Raw genomic sequence first — 19,137 nt, forward strand, 5'->3', positions numbered from 1 at the left:
GTTGCCGCTTTTTTCGTTTCTATGTATTACTCTCCGCTGACTTGTCTCTACTGAGCTGTCTAATGAGTTATGAGTGATTGTATTTAACCAAACCCAGTCGATTGCCCAAACATCCCAACCAACCAACTTATCACTGTCCACAGCCCCCAACCGACAAACACAATGACTAGCAGTCCAAGAAAATCAGGGATATGCAAATACAGCCAAGCAACGATTGGATTGCGCCAAAAAACCCAAAGCGGCTTTGCTGCTGCTTGTCTTCTAGTGACTGGTGTAAAAACGGTCGATCCATATGCATGGTTTCGGTAATACCATACTCATGATGTAGATGCTCGTGCACGATACCCAGGGTCTTACGGCTAGGGCGAATGAAAATATCTAATAGCGTACCAATGCCAGGTACGATACCAACGACCATATCAATAACTGCCAATCTAACCGCTGGCGTCATTTTATGAGCGGGCACACCTAACTGACGCCCTAATATAAATGCATAACTGGTCAATGCCAATCCTGCCAAATCTCCTGCTAGTGGAATGGTCGAAAGCGCCGCATCCGCACCCATTCCTTGGTTGGTAAAAGGCACTCGTACTAGCGAATCCATGGTATTGGCAAATTTTGCCAGTTTACGCTCAGTTGCGATAACTTGCTCACGAGTCAGACCATGTTTGGCAAGTTTAGCTTGATAGTCTACGCCTGAGCCATTTGTATCAGACGATTTCTTTGATTTGAATCTCGACAATTGATCGAACTTATCCATTTAGCGTCGTCCATATGCAAGTAACTGCGATGAGCGCAAAGACATAGCGTCCTACCCAGATATTGGCCAAGAATGCCTGAAAGCAAGCTAAAGGATTGCGGCTGGCACAAGCACTGTTTTGTTTGGCAAACATCATCGCAACAAGCGCCAATCCAAATACTGGGGTTACGCCTAATGTGGTCGGAGCAAAATAATGCCACATAACCACGCCCATCATTAGCAAAAATAGCATCTGTAATATTGAGATGATAATCACATCATAACGACCGAATAGTATCGCTGTTGATTTCACGCCAATCTTTAAGTCATCCTCACGGTCAGCCATGGCGTACTGGGTATCATAGGCCACTGTCCAACACATATAAGCAAAGAATAGCAGCCAGCACCAAATATCGGGAGCGCCCTGCACCGCCACATAAGACATCGGTATCGCCCATCCAAAAGCAGCTGCTAAAAATACTTGCGGCAGATGGGTATAGCGTTTCATAAATGGATAAACAAACGCCAATACAACGGCACCAAGCGACCAGTAAAATACAGCTATAGGCAGGAAAAATAGCAGACTGGCACTTAACAGCACCAGTACTAAGAATGCAGCGACGGCTTCTTTGCCAGATAAGCGTCCATCTGCTAACGGGCGGCCTTTAGTACGAGTCACATGACCATCTACTTTGCGATCCGCAAAGTCATTGATCGCACAACCAGCCGCTCGCATAAATATTGCACCAAGGGCAAATATCGCAAATACTTTGATACTTGGCAACGCTGCCGTCATTCCTTGCTGCTGCGCTTGACCCATTGCAGCGAGTAGTACGCCCCATAATGTTGGCCATAAGAGCAGCTCAATGCCGACTGGCTTATCAAAACGGGTTAGCTGGATGTAGGCTTGTAGCTTGTCTTTAAATGTCATGGCTTTTTATTATCATTGTTTGAATAATTTTTATGTGCGCTTATATATTTCGTTCAGAACAACTAAATCAACTTTTGAAGGGGCTGGTTACTGAGTTTTAATAGACTAATTACTAAGTTTAATGAGCTGGTTATTGAATTTGTTGCCATAATTTATTCGCTTCGATCAGTGATAGCTCAGGATATTGCTTGCGCAAAGCTTTTAGTGCTGGGACTTTGTCTTTCTGTTTAGCTTGCTGACGTAAAAATGCTAATTGCTCTTGTGGATTGCTCAGTTCTTTTAACCGTGCCTCAAGCCGAAGAATGCGAGTACGCAGCATGATATTAATCAACAATAGAATTGCACCCATAACCCAAATGATTAACGCTGACATTCCTTGCTCCTAAATCCATTAATTTTGAACACATAAGCTGATTAATTGCGTACATTTATACTCGTACATTCATTATCGCAAACAGCAGCTGTCAGACAAAATACCCATCAAAGCGTACGGCTTCATTGTGCCAGCTTTCACTAGCAGGCTCATCAGCAAGCAGCGGTGCAAACTGTGGACGCTTTACGACTACGCGACCTTGGCCTTGCGTATTTTGTTTGACAACGGCCTGCGCCCTACTTAGCAGTTGTTGCTCTTCATCTAATGTTGGTGGACGAGCCAATTGATGCAGTGCTTGCATATGCTTACCGACTTTTGCCCCTTTGCCTGTTCTGCTATCTTGATAGCTATCTTCTGGAAACATTGGATCCAGATAGATGACATCAATTGTGGTAGCGTTATCTATTACGGTGCTTGCTTCTAGATTCTCAAAATAACTGAGCGCATCAGTGTTAATAATCTGTAGACGGCTCATGAGCTTTTGCCAATTGGGTAGCGCACTCATACGCTGCTGCTCTGCAAGTAACAGCAATGCCATCAACGGCTGCTGCTCAAGCATAGTGACTTGGGCACCAGTACTGGCCAATATTAAACTATCATGTCCAAAGCCAGCGGTTGCATCAATAAGGTGACTATCTGATGTGATTTTGGCTGCTTGTAATAGCAGCTCAGACTTACGACCAGCACTCACTACACGGCGCTGCAACTTGTCCCACTCAGGTGCCACACTGAGCCCATCACTTAGCCATGATAGCTTGTCTTTATCATCTAATAATAGAATAGGCTGAGTAGATGCTTGGCTCAATTGCTGACGTCGATTTTGAGTTAATTTCTCTGTAGCGACCTCTACATCTAAGAGAATTGGTAATGTATGCTCAGCTATCAATGCCTGTAAACGCTCAACCTGTGCTTGCTGGCTGTTATCGACGTAGAATAACTGACAATGTACAACAGCACCTGTCTCATCATACGTTTGGGGCACATCGGTCATAACCATCATCCTATTTGCTGCTTATTTTCACTATGAATTACTGGCGTGTTAAATCATAACGCAAATCTAGCCAGCCATTTGATAACCAAAGCCCCAAGCGGCGACCAACACGATAACACCCGTGATGATGCGCAACCAAGCAAAAATAGTAAAGTCACGGCGACTTACCCATGCCACAAGTAAGCGAATACAAAGTAGCGCTACTACAAATGACACGATGGTTCCGATACCTAGCACCAGCCAGTCTTCACTGCTCGTCAGTACGTCACCATGCTTGAGTAAGTCCAACAGTGCCGCGCCTACAATGACAGGAATACCCAAAAAGAAAGAAAACTCAGCAGAAGCCTTACGTGAAACACCTAACCACAACGCACCAATAATAGTGGCACCTGAGCGTGACGTCCCTGGTATAAGAGCTAAACATTGGAACAAACCAATCATCAACGCAGTTTTTATGCTGACATCTTCTGCCTCTTCTGCAATGACCGTTTTAGGACGCTTTTCCACGTAAAATATCAGTAGACCGCCGATGATGAGCATAATGGCAACGACAATAGGATTAAACAGATAAGCTTTGATTTCATCGGCAAAGGTAAAACCAACAATCATCACAGGGATAGTAGAGACAATCAGACTCAGTCCCAGCTGTCTAGGATTGGTCATGCCTTCTGCTTTGCCAGTCAGCAAACCCATCAACGCTTGCCACAATCTACCCCAATAGTCATAAATCACTGCCAAAATAGCGCCAAGCTGTACCACTACGACAAATAAATCAACTTTTTCTTTAGTCCAGAAACCCATCACATCTGCTGATAAGATCAAATATCCCGTACTAGAAATGGGTAAAAACTCAGTGATACCTTCAACGATACCCATGATGACAGCTTGAACGAATAAAACTATATCCACAGTGACTTTCCTAGAAATAGACTGGCCTAAAAAAACTGGCCTAAAAACAGACCGATTGGCTGTCCTATATTAACGTTGATTTTATATGGGTATGCGCTTGCTAAACACTAAAAAGCTGGCTGCTATCAATTGACGCTGCAAAAAGCATATTTATAAAGCTATGCTTTACCTTGCTCTTTAAGTGTTTTCCAAGCTTGATTACGTAGATATTTTGGTAATGCCTGTGACGCTTCCGTACCACCATCGTTTGCAAACTGAGCAATACCAAGCTGCCCAATAACAACAGCATCTGGCCAAACATCTTCATGGTAGTCTTGCTGATCATGTCGTGTCAATAACGGCGCGCCATTACCCGCGATAGGCAGGTTGAGCTCTGTTTGGCTATCATAATCTAATAGCTGCTCAGTGCTATCGCTATCATTAGCCAAGACTGGCTGCATAATGTTATGACCAAACTGGTCGTCAGTTACCAACTCATACTGCCCAAAGTAGACTTGCTGCATACGAGCATCAAGGGCGCTGTATAGATGTGTCAGCCCATACTTCTGATACGCGCATTGTGCGATTGCTTGCAGGCTTGAGACGCCAACACAAGGCAAGTCATGCGCGACAGACAGAGCCTGTACCACTGCGGTATTGATGCGAATACCACTAAACGCACCCGGCCCGCGATTGAATATTAAAGCCTGTATATCAGCAAGATGTAACTGCGCCTCAGACAATGCAGCATCAATCATTGGTAAAATCTGCTGAGTCTGCTGACGCTTCTCTGTTTCGGTATGGCTCGACAATACCTGTCCGCTCGAATCTAAAATCGCGATCGAACACTGGTCGAACACGGTATCCATTGCTAAAAACATCACAACCTCGGCTTTTACTTTTGGTGTTCTAAATTGATTTGTCAGATTTTAATAATTTTTAATAATGATCTATCATTCATGTCCTGTAATAATACTGACAGAATGAAGCAGCGCCTATCATAGCATTTAGGGTACACGAATTTTATTAATTTCTATATTTTTCACACTTTATCCATCAGTGTTTATCTACAACTGATAACGATAAAAAGCCCCAAAGCTTCATTGGCTTTGGGGCTTTGATCAAACTTCTTAAAAATAACTAATTGTTATTTAAAAGCGGGTTTTGAACTTCTTTGGTGCTTGGTTTTGCATTTCTTGCATCTGCTTTTGCATCTCTTCGGTGCTTGGCATATTATTTGGATCCAGTCCCATTTGCTTGGCCATTTGTTCTGGATTCACGTCTTTAGTACCACCTTGCTGACCGCCGCCAAACAATGGACCGCCGCCACCGCCAGCACTACCGCCGCCCATGAGCCCTTGCATAGATTTCATCATTTTACTGATGCCTTCAGGCTTTGAGATCATTTTCATCATTTTTGCCATCTGCTTGTGTTGCTTGAGCAGACGGTTAACATCTTGAATCTCACGGCCTGAACCTGCAGCGATACGGCGCTTACGACTTGGATTAATCTTGTCAGGGTTTTTACGCTCAAACGGCGTCATTGAATTGATCAATGCTTCCATTTCACGTACTTTTTCTTCTGGTTTGGCGTCTTCGACGGCTTTTTGCATGTCTGAGCCGCCCATACCTGGCATCTTATCTAAGAAGCCTGCCATGCCGCCCATACTCTTCATCTGCTGGAACTGAGTCAATAGATCCTCAAGGTCGAAGTCACCGCCCTTTTGCATCTTTTTCGCCATTTTTTCGGCTTTATCACGGTCAATCTTTTGCTCAACTTCTTCGACCAGACTCAGTACGTCACCCATACCAAGGATACGCTGTGCGATACGCTCAGGGTGGAACAGCTCTAGCTCGTCTAGTTTTTCACCGCGACCCAAGAACTTAATTGGCTTGCCAGTGATAGCGCGTACAGAAAGCGCCGCACCGCCGCGAGCATCACCGTCAGTCTTGGTTAAGATAACACCCGTCAATGGCAATGCATCATTAAAGGCTTTTGCGGTATTGGCGGCATCTTGACCCGTCATTGCATCGACGACAAATAGCGTCTCAGATGGGTTAACCGCAGCAGTTAGCGCCTTAATCTCATCCATCATGGTATCGTCGATATGTAGACGACCAGCGGTATCAATGATCAGAATATCTTGATATTGGATTTTGGCTTCTTCAATCGCACGCTTTGCGATATCAATTGGATTCTCATCTGTGCTTGAGTTCACAAACTTAGCATTCACCTGACCGGCTACTTGCTCAAGCTGTTTGATGGCCGCTGGACGATAAACGTCGGCAGAAACTAGCATCACTTTTTTCTTTTGGCGCTCTTGTAAATATTTTGCCAACTTACCAGCTGTAGTCGTTTTACCCGCACCTTGCAGACCTGCTAGCAAATAGACAACGGGCGGCTTACCTGTCATCTCTAACTGCTGATTGGCACTGCCCATCATTTCGGTCAGCTCGTCGTGTACGATTTTGACAAAGGCTTGACCTGGCGCTAACTCTTTTAGCACCTCAGCACCAAGCGCTTGTTCTTTGACGCGTTTTACAAAATCACGAGTGACAGGCAACGCCACATCAGCTTCTAACAACGCCATACGCACTTCACGCAGCGTATCTTTGATATTGTCTTCGGTCAACTGCCCAGTACCGACGATGTTACGTAGGCTCGACGATAAGCGTTCTGTTAAGGTATCAAACATAAATAACTCTCAATTAAAATGGTTTTCAATTAAATAATACGCAATTAAAATAACTCTAAATCAAACCATTAAAATGGTTCATAAATAATATTAGGATACGCTATAAGATATTAGGATATTGCATGACAAGAGACATGATAAAAGAATTATATTATCAATACTATAGCATTAACATGGCTCAAAACTTATAGTCGTTTCGCAAAGGACACAGCGCTTATAATTGTAGTTAACTTTTTACAGATGACATATTTTATGTTTTGCGCTATGCAGTACTGCCGATCATTTATAAGTTATAAGCAAGATGGTGCTCAATTGGCACCCATTTTATGATAAATTGGACGATTATTCTAATCATTCTGATAATACCACTTTAGCGACACATTGAGCGGCAGTTTATGCTCAGTATAAGATGAGGCTTTTTATCTGTGCACTTTGCATTCTTACTTGCTAGCATGGCTTATATCTTAGTCAGCATCCATATTGGTTGGGCGCTGGTTCAGGACAAACCTATCCACAAAAGCCTCAGTTTAGGCTTATTGCTGGTCGGCATGGCGGCACATGCGGCACTGCTATATCCATACGTTGTGACGCTGTATGGTTTAAATTTCAACTTATTCAATATCATCAGTCTGACCAGTTTATTTTTCTTATTCTTTTATCTGTTGTTTTGTTTATACCGCCCTATTCTTAGCCTTGGTATTTTGGCTGCACCCACTGCGCTAATAGGTATGACTGTCGGTTATATCGGCCGCGCCCCTTATCAACCACTCACTGACGTCAGTATCGGACTTGAAATTCATATCATATTATCATTGGCCGCCTATTGTGTGCTGTTGATGGCTGCGGTACAAGCGCTATTTCTACGGCTACAAATACGTGAGCTCAAGCATCATACCATTCACCGCTTTTGGGTCAATAAGCTACCCTCCTTGCAAAGTATGGAGAGTTTATTATTCGATATGCTCTTGGTAGGCTTTGTATTGCTCAGTATCGCACTGGGGATTGGACTTATCTATGTGCAAGACCTGATGGCGCAACATATTGTGCATAAGACTGTTTTTAGTCTACTGTCGTGGTTATTATTTGGTGTACTACTATTCGGTAATTGGCGTGCAGGCTGGCGAGGTAAACGTGCAGCCAACATCACTATTTATGCCTTTATCCTATTGGCTATTGGCTTTGTTGGTAGCAAGTTCGTCTTAGAAATGCTCCTATAAAATATATGTTCAGAAAAAGGCGGTCAGCAACACTAGGGCGTGTCTTCAATTGGATAAGCCCTAAATAATAGTTACAATACCGCATCTATTGAGTCGATGCGAGAAATACAAGTTATGGCAAGAAAAGCATTAACAGATACGCTTTGGGATCAATTGCAATCGACGATGATAAAGTACGGCTGCTATCAAACTCAAAACAGCCGAGAGATCATGGAAGCCATACTGTGGAAACTACGCACAGGGGCGCCTTGGCGTGACATACCTGAAGAATTATGTTCGTGGAAAACAGCCTATAGTCGTTTCAACCGCTGGTCGAAAACTGGCTTATGGGCGGATTTTTTTGGCTTACGAAAAGAAGTTGATACGGAATGGGTATTCACAGACGGAAGCTATGTTCGCTGTCATCAGCATGCAAGTGGAGCTCGGCGTGGTGAAGAGCGAGCAATTGGACAAAGCCGTGGCGGAGCAACTACAAAGATACACCTATCCTGTGATGCCGATGGATATCCGCTCCATTTTAAAATCACTGGGGGTGACGTCCACGACAGTCAAATTGCAGGTGAATTGATTGAGATGATTGGACAGGCAGATTACTTTATCGCTGATAAAGGCTATGACTCAGAGTGTATCAGAGACAAAGCTCGCAGCCATAATATGATACCTGTCGTTCCTAAAAGGAAGAATGCCAAACAGCCTAATCCAGAGTTTGATAGCTATTTGTACAAGCTGCGTCATCTTGTTGAAAATATGTTTGCAAGGCTTAAACACTTTCGTAGTATCGCCACTCACTATGAGAAGTTAGCGCGTAATTTTAAGTCAATGCTTTACCTAGCGTGCACTATCATTCATTGCAAGATGAATTGAGGACACGCCCTAGTTACTGACCGCCTTTTTTATATTTTTAGCCGACTCACCACTCATTTTTCTTAGTTAAATACCACTGTCTTATTACCCGCCACAATCACACGGTTTTGCACATGCCAGTTTACAGCACGTGCTAATACGTTGCGTTCGATATCACGGCCGATAGCACGCAACTCTGTCACCCCTTGGCGATGCGTCACACGATGTACGTCTTGCTCAATGATAGGCCCTTGATCAAGCTCAGCTGTGACATAGTGCGCAGTTGCGCCGATAAGCTTAACGCCTTTATCATAAGCTTGACGATAAGGATCTGCGCCCACAAACGCAGGTAAGAATGAATGATGGATATTAATAATCTGCATCGGCCAACGCTTGACAAAATCTGATGACAATATCTGCATATAGCGTGCCAATACTAGTAAGTCGTTACCTGCCATCAACTTATGGATTTGCTCTTCTGCCTCTGCCTTATTGTCTTTGGTCACTGGCACATGATGAAAAGTAATGCCAAAGTTTTGTACTGCTTGCTTTAAATCAGGATGGTTGCTGACCACGCAAGTAATCTCGCAATCGAGCAATCCACGCTGATGTCGCCATAATAGATCTAACAACGCATGATCAAACTTTGATACCAAAATACCGACTTTGGTCTTCGTTGCATTATTATGTAGACGCCAATCCATGTCGTGGCGCTTAGCAACCGTATGCGCAAAGCTGGCTTCAAAATTTTCAATAATATCGCTTAATCCTGCCAAGGCAAACTCTAAACGCATAAAATATTGCCCACCTTCATGCGCCGTTGAATACTGATCAAGCGTAATGATATTAGCGCCATAACGATGAATAAATTCAGAGACTGCCTGTACGATACCTGCCTGATCTTTGCATTTGATGAGCAGAGTGGCTGTATCAATAGCGCTAGGTGTCTGTTTGCTCTGAGAAGCTATGGTCGATAATGAAACCGTTTTAGTGTTGTCTGACATAATTCGCCCAATATAAAAAATGATGACTTATCGCTGAAAAATTGCTGACAGCATAGTAAACCGGTTATTTTAATCTTTTTGCAATACTTTGCTGAGCGAGTTGGTTGTCTTTAGTTATTTAAGGTGATTCAGTTTTTTGAAAGGACAAACTAAAAACCCCCAACGTAGGGTTGGGGGTTTAAAAGTCTAAAATTAAAATAATGATCTTCTATTCGACCTTGATGGCTCTGGAGAAATCAAATCCATTGCGAACAACAGTGACTGTAGACCCCATAGAAAATGCTTGATTGAAATCTACAATATAGCTATTAAAGTCTGTATTTGTCGTATTGCTTGACACTCCATTAATCGAAACTGCATAAGGTGTTTGACCAGTTATATAAGGAGATAGAGTTACTTTAGTAGTATTTTTTTGATCATTAATCATAATACTCATATTATCTACACAAGTAGCTCCACCTGTACCAAACGGGCTAGCATTATCTATCCAAGGTGTTATTAAGCTGTTGCCACTGATGTTCAAATCGCTGTCTAACGACGGTAGTCTATAATTAACACTTTGAGTGCTTTCGCTTCCGTTTAAGGAAGTAGAGGCATCAAAACGAACTTTTACCCAGTTGGAATAGCGTAGAGGATAGCGAATCTCAAAGTCTGCCCGTCCTTCTGCATTAGTAATAAAGGTATAACCGTCATCTGACACTGTGCCGCCGATAATAGCTACTGGATTAATAGCTTCCAGAATTCCATTATTATTTCTATCCTCATCCAAGATGGGATCACTGTCTAAAGTAAAATTGTAATTTGAATCTTCAGTAGGTAAGAATCCAAATTCCTGTGGTATTGATACAGCAACTTTTTCAGACTTTGTAAGTGGCTCTGGTGTTGTTGTGCCAATAATATCACCTTGCTCATTGCGCTCTATTTCGTCCGCTTTTTGATAAGTGACTGTACTATCAAGTAAGCAATATCTACCTTGAGCATATTCTGTAGCATAAGACTGAATAGACACTTCCTTGTTAGGAACCGCACGTCCTGAGCCGTCGACTACAGATATTGATACGCGTTTTGTATAATAAATAGTATCGGAAGATACGACGTTGCTAAAGGCTAGTGTTGTGTACACCGCATCTTGTGAAACGGTGATAGTCTTAGTTTCATCCGGTACGTTAAAAGTAGCATCTAGTAGGCTGGCATTGATAACGACACCGCCGATAGGAGAACTTGCATTAGCTTGGTATACAACGCGTGCTTGACCTTTACTATCAGTTATTGCTGTAGCAGCCGATAAGCGACCTGCTGAAGAGTCTGACGTACGGCTAAATACTACAGTTTGACCTTCGACTGGTATATCATTTATGTCTTTTACCGTTGCAATGACTTCAGTACTACTACCTGGAGTAATGACAGATCTTACAGCTTGAAAGATGATTTTTGCGGGTGTAGTTGCCCTAAATCGAGTATCAACTGTTGTCTGATATTTAAGACTACCCGTAGTACCTGTAGCAAATATACCAAGTACCTTAGCTTTGAGTACTGCTGTACCTGCTAACTCAGACGTTAGTTTCACAGGGACTGTAATTATATAGCCATTTGCAGCTATATCAGTAGCTCTGATTTTTCTTGTGAAGATGACACTATTGTTGCCACTGCCATTATTAAACTTCCCAATAGTCGTTTGCACTTCAATAGTTTCACCAATCAGACTTTGTGCTAATTCTGGACTATCAGCACGAATTTGGACATTGATAGTTTGCTGCTCATTTACATCATAGACATCTTCAATATCAATAAAGCTTATACCTGCTTGAGAAACTTTGATAAGATCTAGACTGTTTAAACTACGTTGAGTATTTACTCTATTTTCTCCAAAGGCACGGGCATATATACGTAAGTTACCGTTATCGTCAAATGACAGTGCGCTTTCACTAAGAGTAAAGCTAGCGTTACCATCTGCATCAGTTGTCGTAGGGGCGCTAGTAATAACATCACCATTCTCGTTTATTAGTTCGATACCAGCATTGGCAATAGAACGTCCTGACCCGTCTACTAAAGTAGCACTAATGACTGTTGAAGCATTGTCCTTCAAGTTAGTCTCTGTAGCCGTAAGGGTCATTGCTGTACCAATTGCTGATAAGCTCAAAGCCTTCTCTTCGCGCACTTGCATACTGACATTACCATCTACGTCATATTGTGGCGTGACGATTTTGGCATTGATTACAACACTATGATTGAGGCGTGCATTTGTAGAATTGGCAGCTAGGATAATACCAACATCTATCTGACCACTAGCGTCAGTTGTTACCATGCTTGGCGTGGTCAAGGCTGCACCACTTGCTTCTAAGTTTTCAATACTCAGCTGTACTGGCACTCCTGATAAAACACCACCATTACTATCTGTCACTCGGAAGGTCGCACTAGTCTGATCGCCACCAGTATTCAAAGTAGACTTATCAGAAGACGCTATTAGCTGATAGCTATCGATCGTAGCGGTATCTACTGCAACGATATAGTTTTGTACCAATGAAGTGTTTTCGGCAGTTGTTGTGGTCGCTGTTAATCGAATACCAGCTTCTAACGTTGCTTGGTTAACGTTAGCACCATCTTCAAGAGTTAAGTTAAAGGTAGCTACGCCATCACTGTTAGTAGTAGCAGTACCGTTCGAGATACTGACACCCGTTTTTATAGGGTCATCAACGTTTAAAGTAACTTGACGATTGGCAATAGCACTGTCTGTATTTTCTAAACGAACAAATACTTTGAAGGTATCACCTTTGGTATTGACGACTTTATTTGCACCAATAGTAAGACTTTCAGTCGTACCAGTTGGCACAGTAGTACGGACAGTACTCGTCTGCGTCACAATATTTCCGCTACTATCAGCTGCTGATAATGCCACAATAAAGCTTGTACCTAACGCGGCCTTTTGAACATCAGTTAAGCTGTTCGGTACTGCCAAAGTAAACACCGCTTTGCCTGAATCATCAGTAGTTTGATTACCACCTGATACTAAGGTAACTCCTTGACTTGCAATAGAGGCTGGCAGTGCAAGGAATACTTTTTGTCCAGCAACGATATTACCTTTACTGTCTCTTGCTGTTATCTCAACCTGTGTTTCGCCGCCATTCAAATTTAAGGCATTTACTGAATTAGTAATTAGAGAAATGGTCGATGTCATCGATTGGACTTTAATTTTGACTTGCTGTTGTTTGCTAGTTAATGTTTCTGTCAGAGTCGCTGTCAATACTTGTTTGCTGAGCGCTTCTTTTTGCTCATCACTTAAGTTGTTTGGAACTACAACGTTAAAGCTAACCAAACCATTAGCATCTGTACTAGCAGTAATATTTGATGAGCCAAGCTGACCATTTACTATTAACAAGCTTGCTAGTTCAGGGTTATTAAATACAAGTTTCACTGTTTGATTAGTAACTTGCTCACCAGATGACTGATTATTTAACTGTGCTTGGATAGTAGCAGTACTACCTACATTATTTAAGATATATCCTGCTTGATTATCAATATTATTAATGGCATTCAAGATACTTAAACTAACGCTAGGCGTAGTGATTTTTACTTTCTGTATTTCTGACTTATAAGAAACATTGTTTTCAGCATAAGTTAGCTGATAGTTGATACCAGTGTTCTTTAAATCCGCTCGCTGTACAGCTGTCAAACCTTGAGGTACATTAATAGCAAAAATCGCCTCACCATTAAAATCTGTAGTCGCTGTAGTTTGAGTAGCTGTGACACCGTACTCTAGTGCTTTTGCACCTAGCTGGATAGTAACCGCTTTATCTCTGACTGGCTGAGCACTACTCGCTTTAGTGGTTAATTTTACACCGATGTTGCCGCTACCGCCCAATTCGCTAACTTCTGGAGTTGTGATGGAAGCAAACTGTATACTCGTTGCTGGCTGCTCAACTTTTACTGTCTGAATAATTCTGGATTGAGTACCATCTTCATCAGTCAGTACTGCCGTGTAGGCAATACCTGCTTTTATTAGCTGATCACGCTGTGCTTGTGTTAGGTTTTGACTGATACGAACTGTAAACTCTGCCACACCACTGCTGTTTGTGGTTTGTTCGTTACCTTGAATAGTAATACCTGTAGCAAATCCTTCATTAATGACAAGCTTAACTGTACGACCGACTGCAGCGCTACCATCTTTACGCTTCCCTAAGATTTGTAATTTGAACTCTTCATCTAAGACACTCGCGACTGCAGGTACACTTTGCGCAGTTAATGTAATATCGCTTTGTCCGATGTCGGAGCCGATACGAATACTTTCACTACTGGTAGTGCTTGGCACTCCAGACGCTTCTGTTATATTTGCAGACAATACAAAACTACCTGCCTTTTCGATCTGTGCTTTTTGTGACACAGTCAAGTTATTAGGCACTCGTACTGTATAGCTAACTTCACCTTTAGCATTAGTGGTTTGTTCTGAGTTATTTTCCAAAGTTAGTAGACCTGCAGCAGCCAGACTTGCTGGTAAACTTGCTATTACTTTTTGCCCTTCCACTACACCACCGCGGCTATCATTGACGCGGAAACTAATGACTGCACTGCCACCTGAGCTTGATAGCTCCTTCTTATTACTTGCATTAAAGTTTATTTTGTATTCCGCAGTTGGAACAATGACTACGCTAGAAGGACTCGCTGTTGACGTCGAACGGTTTGGTTCTGTGAGTAAAATAGTGTAGCTAATACCTTTTTCTGCAAGCTCTTGACGTTCAGTGGCGCTCAATGTTGGCGATATAGTTAATGCTACAGTCGCTTGACCATTAGCATCTAATGTCAACTGTTCACTCGCTAGGCTAACTCCTTTAGAGGCATTATTTAGCTTGATTGTTGCCTTTGCACCAGCAATCTGGGTAGACACATTCGTATTTTTAGGCGAAGCAGTGATAGTCAGCTGCTGTGTATCCCCATAAGCACTAAGCTTTGTTGAGTTTCCTGAAACTTTTAAATCGTAGTCTTGAACAGGTAATGCAACAGCTAGCTTGCCAGATACAAGCTTAGTAGCTCCACTGCTTTCTTTGATATTGATAGCATAAACGATACCTTGTAGCAGTTTATTACGTGTCGCTTCAGACAAGTTACTATCGATCTTGAGATTAAAAGTAGCGATGCCTTTCGAATCAGTTGTTTGACTAGCGGCGTCGACAGAGACACCGTCTGTCTGATCCAGACCAAGACCGACCTCGACATCAGGAACCAGTGCACCTTTTTCATTTTTCAGCTGTACACTTATAACTGCCGTATCGCCATAAGGGTTAAGTTTATCATTGGAGACAGAGCTCGTATCAAGACTTTGAGTAACGCTCAGTTTACTTTCAACAACTTGAGTGCCATCTCCACTACCTTTTTTGCTCACCGAAACTTTTAGCTCTTGAGGCGCAACAGCTGTACCATCTGCTTTATTGGCAGTCGCTATTAAAGTAAAGCCTGCTGCTATCAATGCATCTTTATCAACAACAGCTTGCGGATTGAGCTTCAAAGTATAGGTTGCATTACCATCATCATTGGTCGTTTGAGTACTCTGACCTTCGATAGTGACACCATTAGTTTCAGAACCCACTACCTTTAACGTAACTGCTTTGCCAACCATTGCACCGCCAGAGCTTACTTCAGCTGCTTTTACAGTGACTGTAAAAGTCGCTTGCTCATCAGATAACTCGATGATAGTAGGTGATGTACTGAGTTTCTGTAAGAAAAAATCAGCCTCAACATCTGGTACTTGTTCACCGCCGTCACTGCCACTACCATCCGTTCCAGGCTGCGTAACACCCAAATCAGGTGCTGGTGCAACAGAGTCTACGGTGTCACCATCACCGCCTCCACCACAACCTGCTAATGCTAATGCGCAAGTCAAAGAAGTGAGCTGAAACAACTTAGAAGTAAGGGGTAGAGAGCTGTATGACATGTTTTGACTCCGCATGAGCAGTAATTTATCTGAGCAAATAAGCAAAAAATCATTACCCAGAATCAGAAGAGATTGGTAATGATACATAGATTTACAGTAATACTGGTGTATTAACAGATTGTATTAAATATATAACAGCAACTTTACTGACTTTTGTTATAACTTACAACTAAAAATTAATCTTTACTATTAAACAATCAACAACATAGAGCGCTCATTTCAGGGTATAATAGCCCTCCTTTAATTCGACAGTTATTGTAAAAATATTTGAGTATTCATCTGTTTTATGGTATAAATGTCGGCTTTAAAATTTTCTGAATTGGTCAGCCTGTTATTTGCCTTTAGATAGCAGCAAAACCAGCTCAACCTTCATATAGTTTTGTTTGGTGCAAAGCTGCCGCTTGCTGTGTCCATGCCGCAAAAACGTGCAACTTGCCCAGACTGGTATGAGAAAAACTCATACCTCATAGATTAGGAGTTCGCCATGTCTCGAGTTTGCCAAGTGACTGGAAAGCGCCCTATGGTGGGTAATAATGTTTCGCATGCAAACAACAAAACCCGTCGTCGCTTTCTACCAAACCTTCACAACCATCGTTTTTGGGTAGAGTCTGAAAACCGCTTTGTACGTCTACGTGTGTCTACCAAAGGTATGCGCATCATTGACAAACTTGGTATCGATAAAGTGTTAGCGGATCTACGCGCACAAGGTCAAAAAGTTTAAGTTAAAAATAGCGGCTGGGTGATGACTCTCATCATTTAGGCTGCTGTTTTGCTACATTAATTGTGGCAACTCACTCTTTGAGACACGTACCTATCGTTTGAAGACCCCTCATTTACAGGAAAGCTATCATGAGAGATAAAATTAAATTAGTATCAACAGCTGGTACTGGGTATTACTACACCACTACTAAAAACAAGCGCACTATGCCTGGCAAAATGGAAATCAAAAAGTTTGATCCAAAAGTACGCCAGCACGTGATCTTTAAAGAAGCTAAAATCAAATAACTGCCATCATTTGTAGAAGGCATTATTATAAATACTTTCTATAAAGAAGTTATTTGAACAAAAAAAGGGTTTATCAATTGATAAACCCTTTTTTTATGGCTGTAGTTTATATTACTAAGCTATATCTTCAGTCATTCGCCTTGACCAGTATTTACTTTAACTAGTGCTCAAAAACAACCAAAGATTAGCTGTAATGTGTTGGTTCTTTATCATACACATGCGCATGCCACTTACTCATTTGCTTTTGCATAATGACTTGAATCGCAGCATGAATCATGTGTTGACCAATGGCTTGAGTATCGCTACCAAGTAGCTCTTTAAGCTTATCAGAGAAATCGATAGTCATCAGCGGCGCTTCGTCTTGTTCAGCATCACGCAATAACAACCTACCATCATCTGCTTCCACCAACTCTAACGTGGTTTCTTTGGCAAATCCTGCAAACTGATCGCTACTCTCGTTATCTACTTCTATATCATTATCGATATCGTATGGCATTAATGTGTTCCTTATTATCCCGTTTAGTACTGGTAGAGAAATTGGTCATTGCAAAGCAGTCATTTCTTAAAAATAAACTCATTTGGCAAATCTATCGTCTTACAGTAATGCGGGTAAATCTGTCTTACTCATACAATGGACGCTTTAACACTGGAATTCAAGGGCTGTCACATAAGTCTTCGCTATAAAAGCAAACTTGAATGCTTTGCAATGAGTATACATTAGTGCCAATAACGTAACTTTCCTAATGTAAATAAGAAGGCCACAAACATTCCAAGGTAATAAACTAGCTTTAGCTCAAGGCTAGGATCACGATACTTAAATGGCAGTGCAACGGTGGCCGTCGCAGTGGGCAATATCAGCAGCATAAGCAGCCAGTTTTCAATGACATTTAGCCAACCTTGTAAGTCGGTTCCGTGACGTAGTGACGCCAACCCCATTAACAAACAAGCGATAATTAAGCTGGTAAATAAGCCATTTGGTAAGTCTTTAGGATAGATAATTTTAGCAATACTGGCTGGTACGATTCTCATATAAAATTCCAGTCATGCTTGTAGAACATGGCTTAATGGTTAAAAATATAAAATATTACGATATTATATAGACGCGAATAAACGATATAGGCGCAGAAAAGCCTTATATTTACAGTGAAACAATTTAACTGTAAGTACCCATCAGCCATAGCATCGATATACAAGAAGTCAAATAGCCCAAACTAATCGCATTCCAACTCTCGATATGCAGGCCTTTAACTTTATTAAGTATGCGAGAGCCTACCCAAAAAAACAGCGGAATGCCTAGCATAAATGCAGGTACAATGACCGCAGCATGACGCAGTACGGTTTCAACGTCATCACCTACCATCAGGCGAAAGCCATAACCTGCCAAACTAAGTACAAGTGCAAACATCGCTAAGCCAACGGTAATACCTCTAGGCACCAAGCTGCGCTGCGGTGTTTCACTTTCAAATGATTGCTTAGCCTGCTGACTCAACGTCTCATGAGAACTTGCTTGCACAGAAGGTTCTTTTGAACTGCTAGAATTGTTTGTGTCCATATTTCACCTTTACGTGACTGACCATTATATAGAGTTGATTCAATTTAAAAGAGATACAAGGCAACTGAGTGCAGATATATATACGATACTTCAAGCGAGGTTAACGCTGTAGCTCTTTTATATCGGCTTAACTATATAGTCATAAGTTATACAGCACATCTTAATATTATTATTGTATGGCTAATAGCGTTTATTAGCCATACAATACTCGCTAGCTATTGTTGGCTAACAACAACTCTGCGCGCATCTCATCAATAGCCGCTTTATAATCTTCTTGATTGAATATTGCAGAACCCGCAACGAACATATCAGCGCCCGCTTCAGCAATCGCACGTATATTACTGGCTTTGATACCGCCATCAACTTCCAATCGAATATCTCGACCACTAGTAATAATACGCTGACGTACCTGACGAACTTTATCTAAAGTACTATCGATAAACGACTGTCCACCATAGCCTGGGTTCACACTCATTAATAAAATCTGATCTACTTTATCCATGACATAATCAAGATAATGTAATGGTGTCGCTGGATTCAATACCAAGCCACACTCTGCACCGCCATCTTTGATCAGTTGAAGTGAGCGATCGATATGAGCGCTGGCTTCTGGATGGAAGGTAATGATACTAGCACCCGCTTCCAAAAACTGCTCAATCATACTATCGACAGGTGAAACCATCAGATGCACATCAATTGGCGCTTCAACACCATAGTCACGCAACGCCTTACAAATCATGCTACCAAACGTCAAATTGGGTACGTAATGATTGTCCATTACATCAAAATGAATCACATCGGCACCCGACTCTAGTACCTTCTCCACTTCTTCGCCCAACCGCGCGAAATCAGCTGAGAGTATCGACGGTGCAATAAGATAAGGTTTAGCAGGACTGTTCATAATTGAGCTACCTAATTCATGTTTATATAAAATATTGATAAATTAAAAGAAAATCCTAATTGGCTAACATATAT

Annotated in this window: 16 protein-coding genes and 1 pseudogene; 4 read left to right on the forward strand and 13 right to left on the reverse strand. The window is 41.9% G+C overall.

Annotated elements, in window-relative coordinates; genetic code table 11:
- Positions 1 to 83: 83 nt before the first annotated feature.
- The 7 genes and pseudogenes from ACOBWA_RS12100 to ffh form a co-directional block, all read right to left on the reverse strand.
- Positions 84 to 760, reverse strand: a pseudogene (locus tag ACOBWA_RS12100) (DUF4112 domain-containing protein).
- Entirely contained in the window at positions 753 to 1,670 is a 918-nt protein-coding gene (gene ubiA / locus ACOBWA_RS12105; protein ID WP_420229499.1) for a 4-hydroxybenzoate octaprenyltransferase, read from the reverse strand. The pseudogene ACOBWA_RS12100 and the gene ubiA overlap by 8 nt, the downstream one beginning before the upstream one ends.
- 130 nt (positions 1,671 to 1,800) lie before the next feature.
- Complete coding sequence (locus tag ACOBWA_RS12110; protein WP_114700576.1) at positions 1,801 to 2,043, reverse strand: hypothetical protein; 243 nt, start codon at positions 2,041 to 2,043, stop codon at positions 1,801 to 1,803.
- Between the two features lie 91 nt (positions 2,044 to 2,134).
- A complete protein-coding gene (locus ACOBWA_RS12115; RefSeq protein WP_420229500.1) occupies positions 2,135 to 3,034 on the reverse strand; it encodes a class I SAM-dependent methyltransferase in 900 nt (299 codons plus the stop codon).
- Positions 3,035 to 3,100: 66 nt separating this feature from the next.
- Positions 3,101 to 3,943, reverse strand: coding sequence for an undecaprenyl-diphosphate phosphatase (locus ACOBWA_RS12120; protein ID WP_201608189.1), 843 nt, complete (start codon positions 3,941 to 3,943; stop codon positions 3,101 to 3,103).
- Between the two features lie 158 nt (positions 3,944 to 4,101).
- A complete protein-coding gene (gene tsaB / locus ACOBWA_RS12125; protein WP_420230773.1) occupies positions 4,102 to 4,803 on the reverse strand; it encodes a tRNA (adenosine(37)-N6)-threonylcarbamoyltransferase complex dimerization subunit type 1 TsaB in 702 nt (233 codons plus the stop codon).
- Positions 4,804 to 5,073: 270 nt separating this feature from the next.
- Positions 5,074 to 6,618 carry a signal recognition particle protein gene (gene ffh, locus ACOBWA_RS12130; protein WP_420229501.1) on the reverse strand — a complete coding sequence of 515 codons (1,545 nt, stop codon included), beginning with the start codon at positions 6,616 to 6,618 and terminating at the stop codon, positions 5,074 to 5,076.
- Between the two features lie 452 nt (positions 6,619 to 7,070).
- On the opposite strand from ffh, the gene ACOBWA_RS12135 reads away from it, so the two are divergent.
- Both ACOBWA_RS12135 and ACOBWA_RS12140 read left to right on the forward strand, forming a co-directional pair.
- On the forward strand, positions 7,071 to 7,835 hold the full coding sequence (locus ACOBWA_RS12135; RefSeq protein WP_420230774.1) for a cytochrome C assembly family protein: 765 nt from the start codon (positions 7,071 to 7,073) through the stop codon (positions 7,833 to 7,835).
- Positions 7,836 to 7,949: 114 nt separating this feature from the next.
- Complete coding sequence (locus ACOBWA_RS12140) at positions 7,950 to 8,699, forward strand: IS5 family transposase (protein WP_420229502.1); 750 nt, start codon at positions 7,950 to 7,952, stop codon at positions 8,697 to 8,699.
- Positions 8,700 to 8,761: 62 nt separating this feature from the next.
- Here ACOBWA_RS12140 and purU read toward each other — a convergent pair whose 3' ends face one another.
- Both purU and ACOBWA_RS12150 read right to left on the reverse strand, forming a co-directional pair.
- Positions 8,762 to 9,682: a formyltetrahydrofolate deformylase gene (gene purU, locus ACOBWA_RS12145; RefSeq protein ID WP_227670811.1), complete on the reverse strand. Its 921-nt coding sequence runs from the start codon at positions 9,680 to 9,682 to the stop codon at positions 8,762 to 8,764.
- 208 nt (positions 9,683 to 9,890) lie between these two features.
- Positions 9,891 to 15,605 carry a beta strand repeat-containing protein gene (locus ACOBWA_RS12150; RefSeq protein WP_420229503.1) on the reverse strand — a complete coding sequence of 1,905 codons (5,715 nt, stop codon included), beginning with the start codon at positions 15,603 to 15,605 and terminating at the stop codon, positions 9,891 to 9,893.
- A 484-nt stretch (positions 15,606 to 16,089) separates the two neighbouring features.
- Here ACOBWA_RS12150 and rpmB point away from each other — a divergent pair, with 484 nt between their 5' ends.
- Both rpmB and rpmG read left to right on the forward strand, forming a co-directional pair.
- Positions 16,090 to 16,326, forward strand: a complete 237-nt coding sequence (gene rpmB / locus ACOBWA_RS12155; protein WP_057761372.1) for a 50S ribosomal protein L28 — start codon at positions 16,090 to 16,092, stop codon at positions 16,324 to 16,326.
- A gap of 128 nt (positions 16,327 to 16,454) precedes the next feature.
- Positions 16,455 to 16,610 (forward strand): 50S ribosomal protein L33, encoded by a 156-nt coding sequence (gene rpmG, locus ACOBWA_RS12160; RefSeq protein WP_010201403.1) that lies wholly within the window; start codon positions 16,455 to 16,457, stop codon positions 16,608 to 16,610.
- Between the two features lie 184 nt (positions 16,611 to 16,794).
- Here the strand turns inward: rpmG and ACOBWA_RS12165 are convergent, their stop codons facing one another.
- The 4 genes from ACOBWA_RS12165 to rpe form a co-directional block, all read right to left on the reverse strand.
- Positions 16,795 to 17,106 (reverse strand): hypothetical protein, encoded by a 312-nt coding sequence (locus ACOBWA_RS12165; protein WP_101205798.1) that lies wholly within the window; start codon positions 17,104 to 17,106, stop codon positions 16,795 to 16,797.
- Between the two features lie 221 nt (positions 17,107 to 17,327).
- Complete coding sequence (locus tag ACOBWA_RS12170) at positions 17,328 to 17,639, reverse strand: hypothetical protein (protein WP_057761376.1); 312 nt, start codon at positions 17,637 to 17,639, stop codon at positions 17,328 to 17,330.
- 124 nt (positions 17,640 to 17,763) lie between these two features.
- On the reverse strand, positions 17,764 to 18,162 hold the full coding sequence (locus ACOBWA_RS12175) for a hypothetical protein (protein WP_420229504.1): 399 nt from the start codon (positions 18,160 to 18,162) through the stop codon (positions 17,764 to 17,766).
- A gap of 211 nt (positions 18,163 to 18,373) precedes the next feature.
- Positions 18,374 to 19,063 carry a ribulose-phosphate 3-epimerase gene (gene rpe, locus ACOBWA_RS12180; RefSeq protein ID WP_057761380.1) on the reverse strand — a complete coding sequence of 230 codons (690 nt, stop codon included), beginning with the start codon at positions 19,061 to 19,063 and terminating at the stop codon, positions 18,374 to 18,376.
- Positions 19,064 to 19,137: the final 74 nt, after the last annotated feature.

The sequence above is a fragment of the Psychrobacter sp. ER1 genome (assembly GCF_048631835.1).
GTDB lineage: Bacteria > Pseudomonadota > Gammaproteobacteria > Pseudomonadales > Moraxellaceae > Psychrobacter.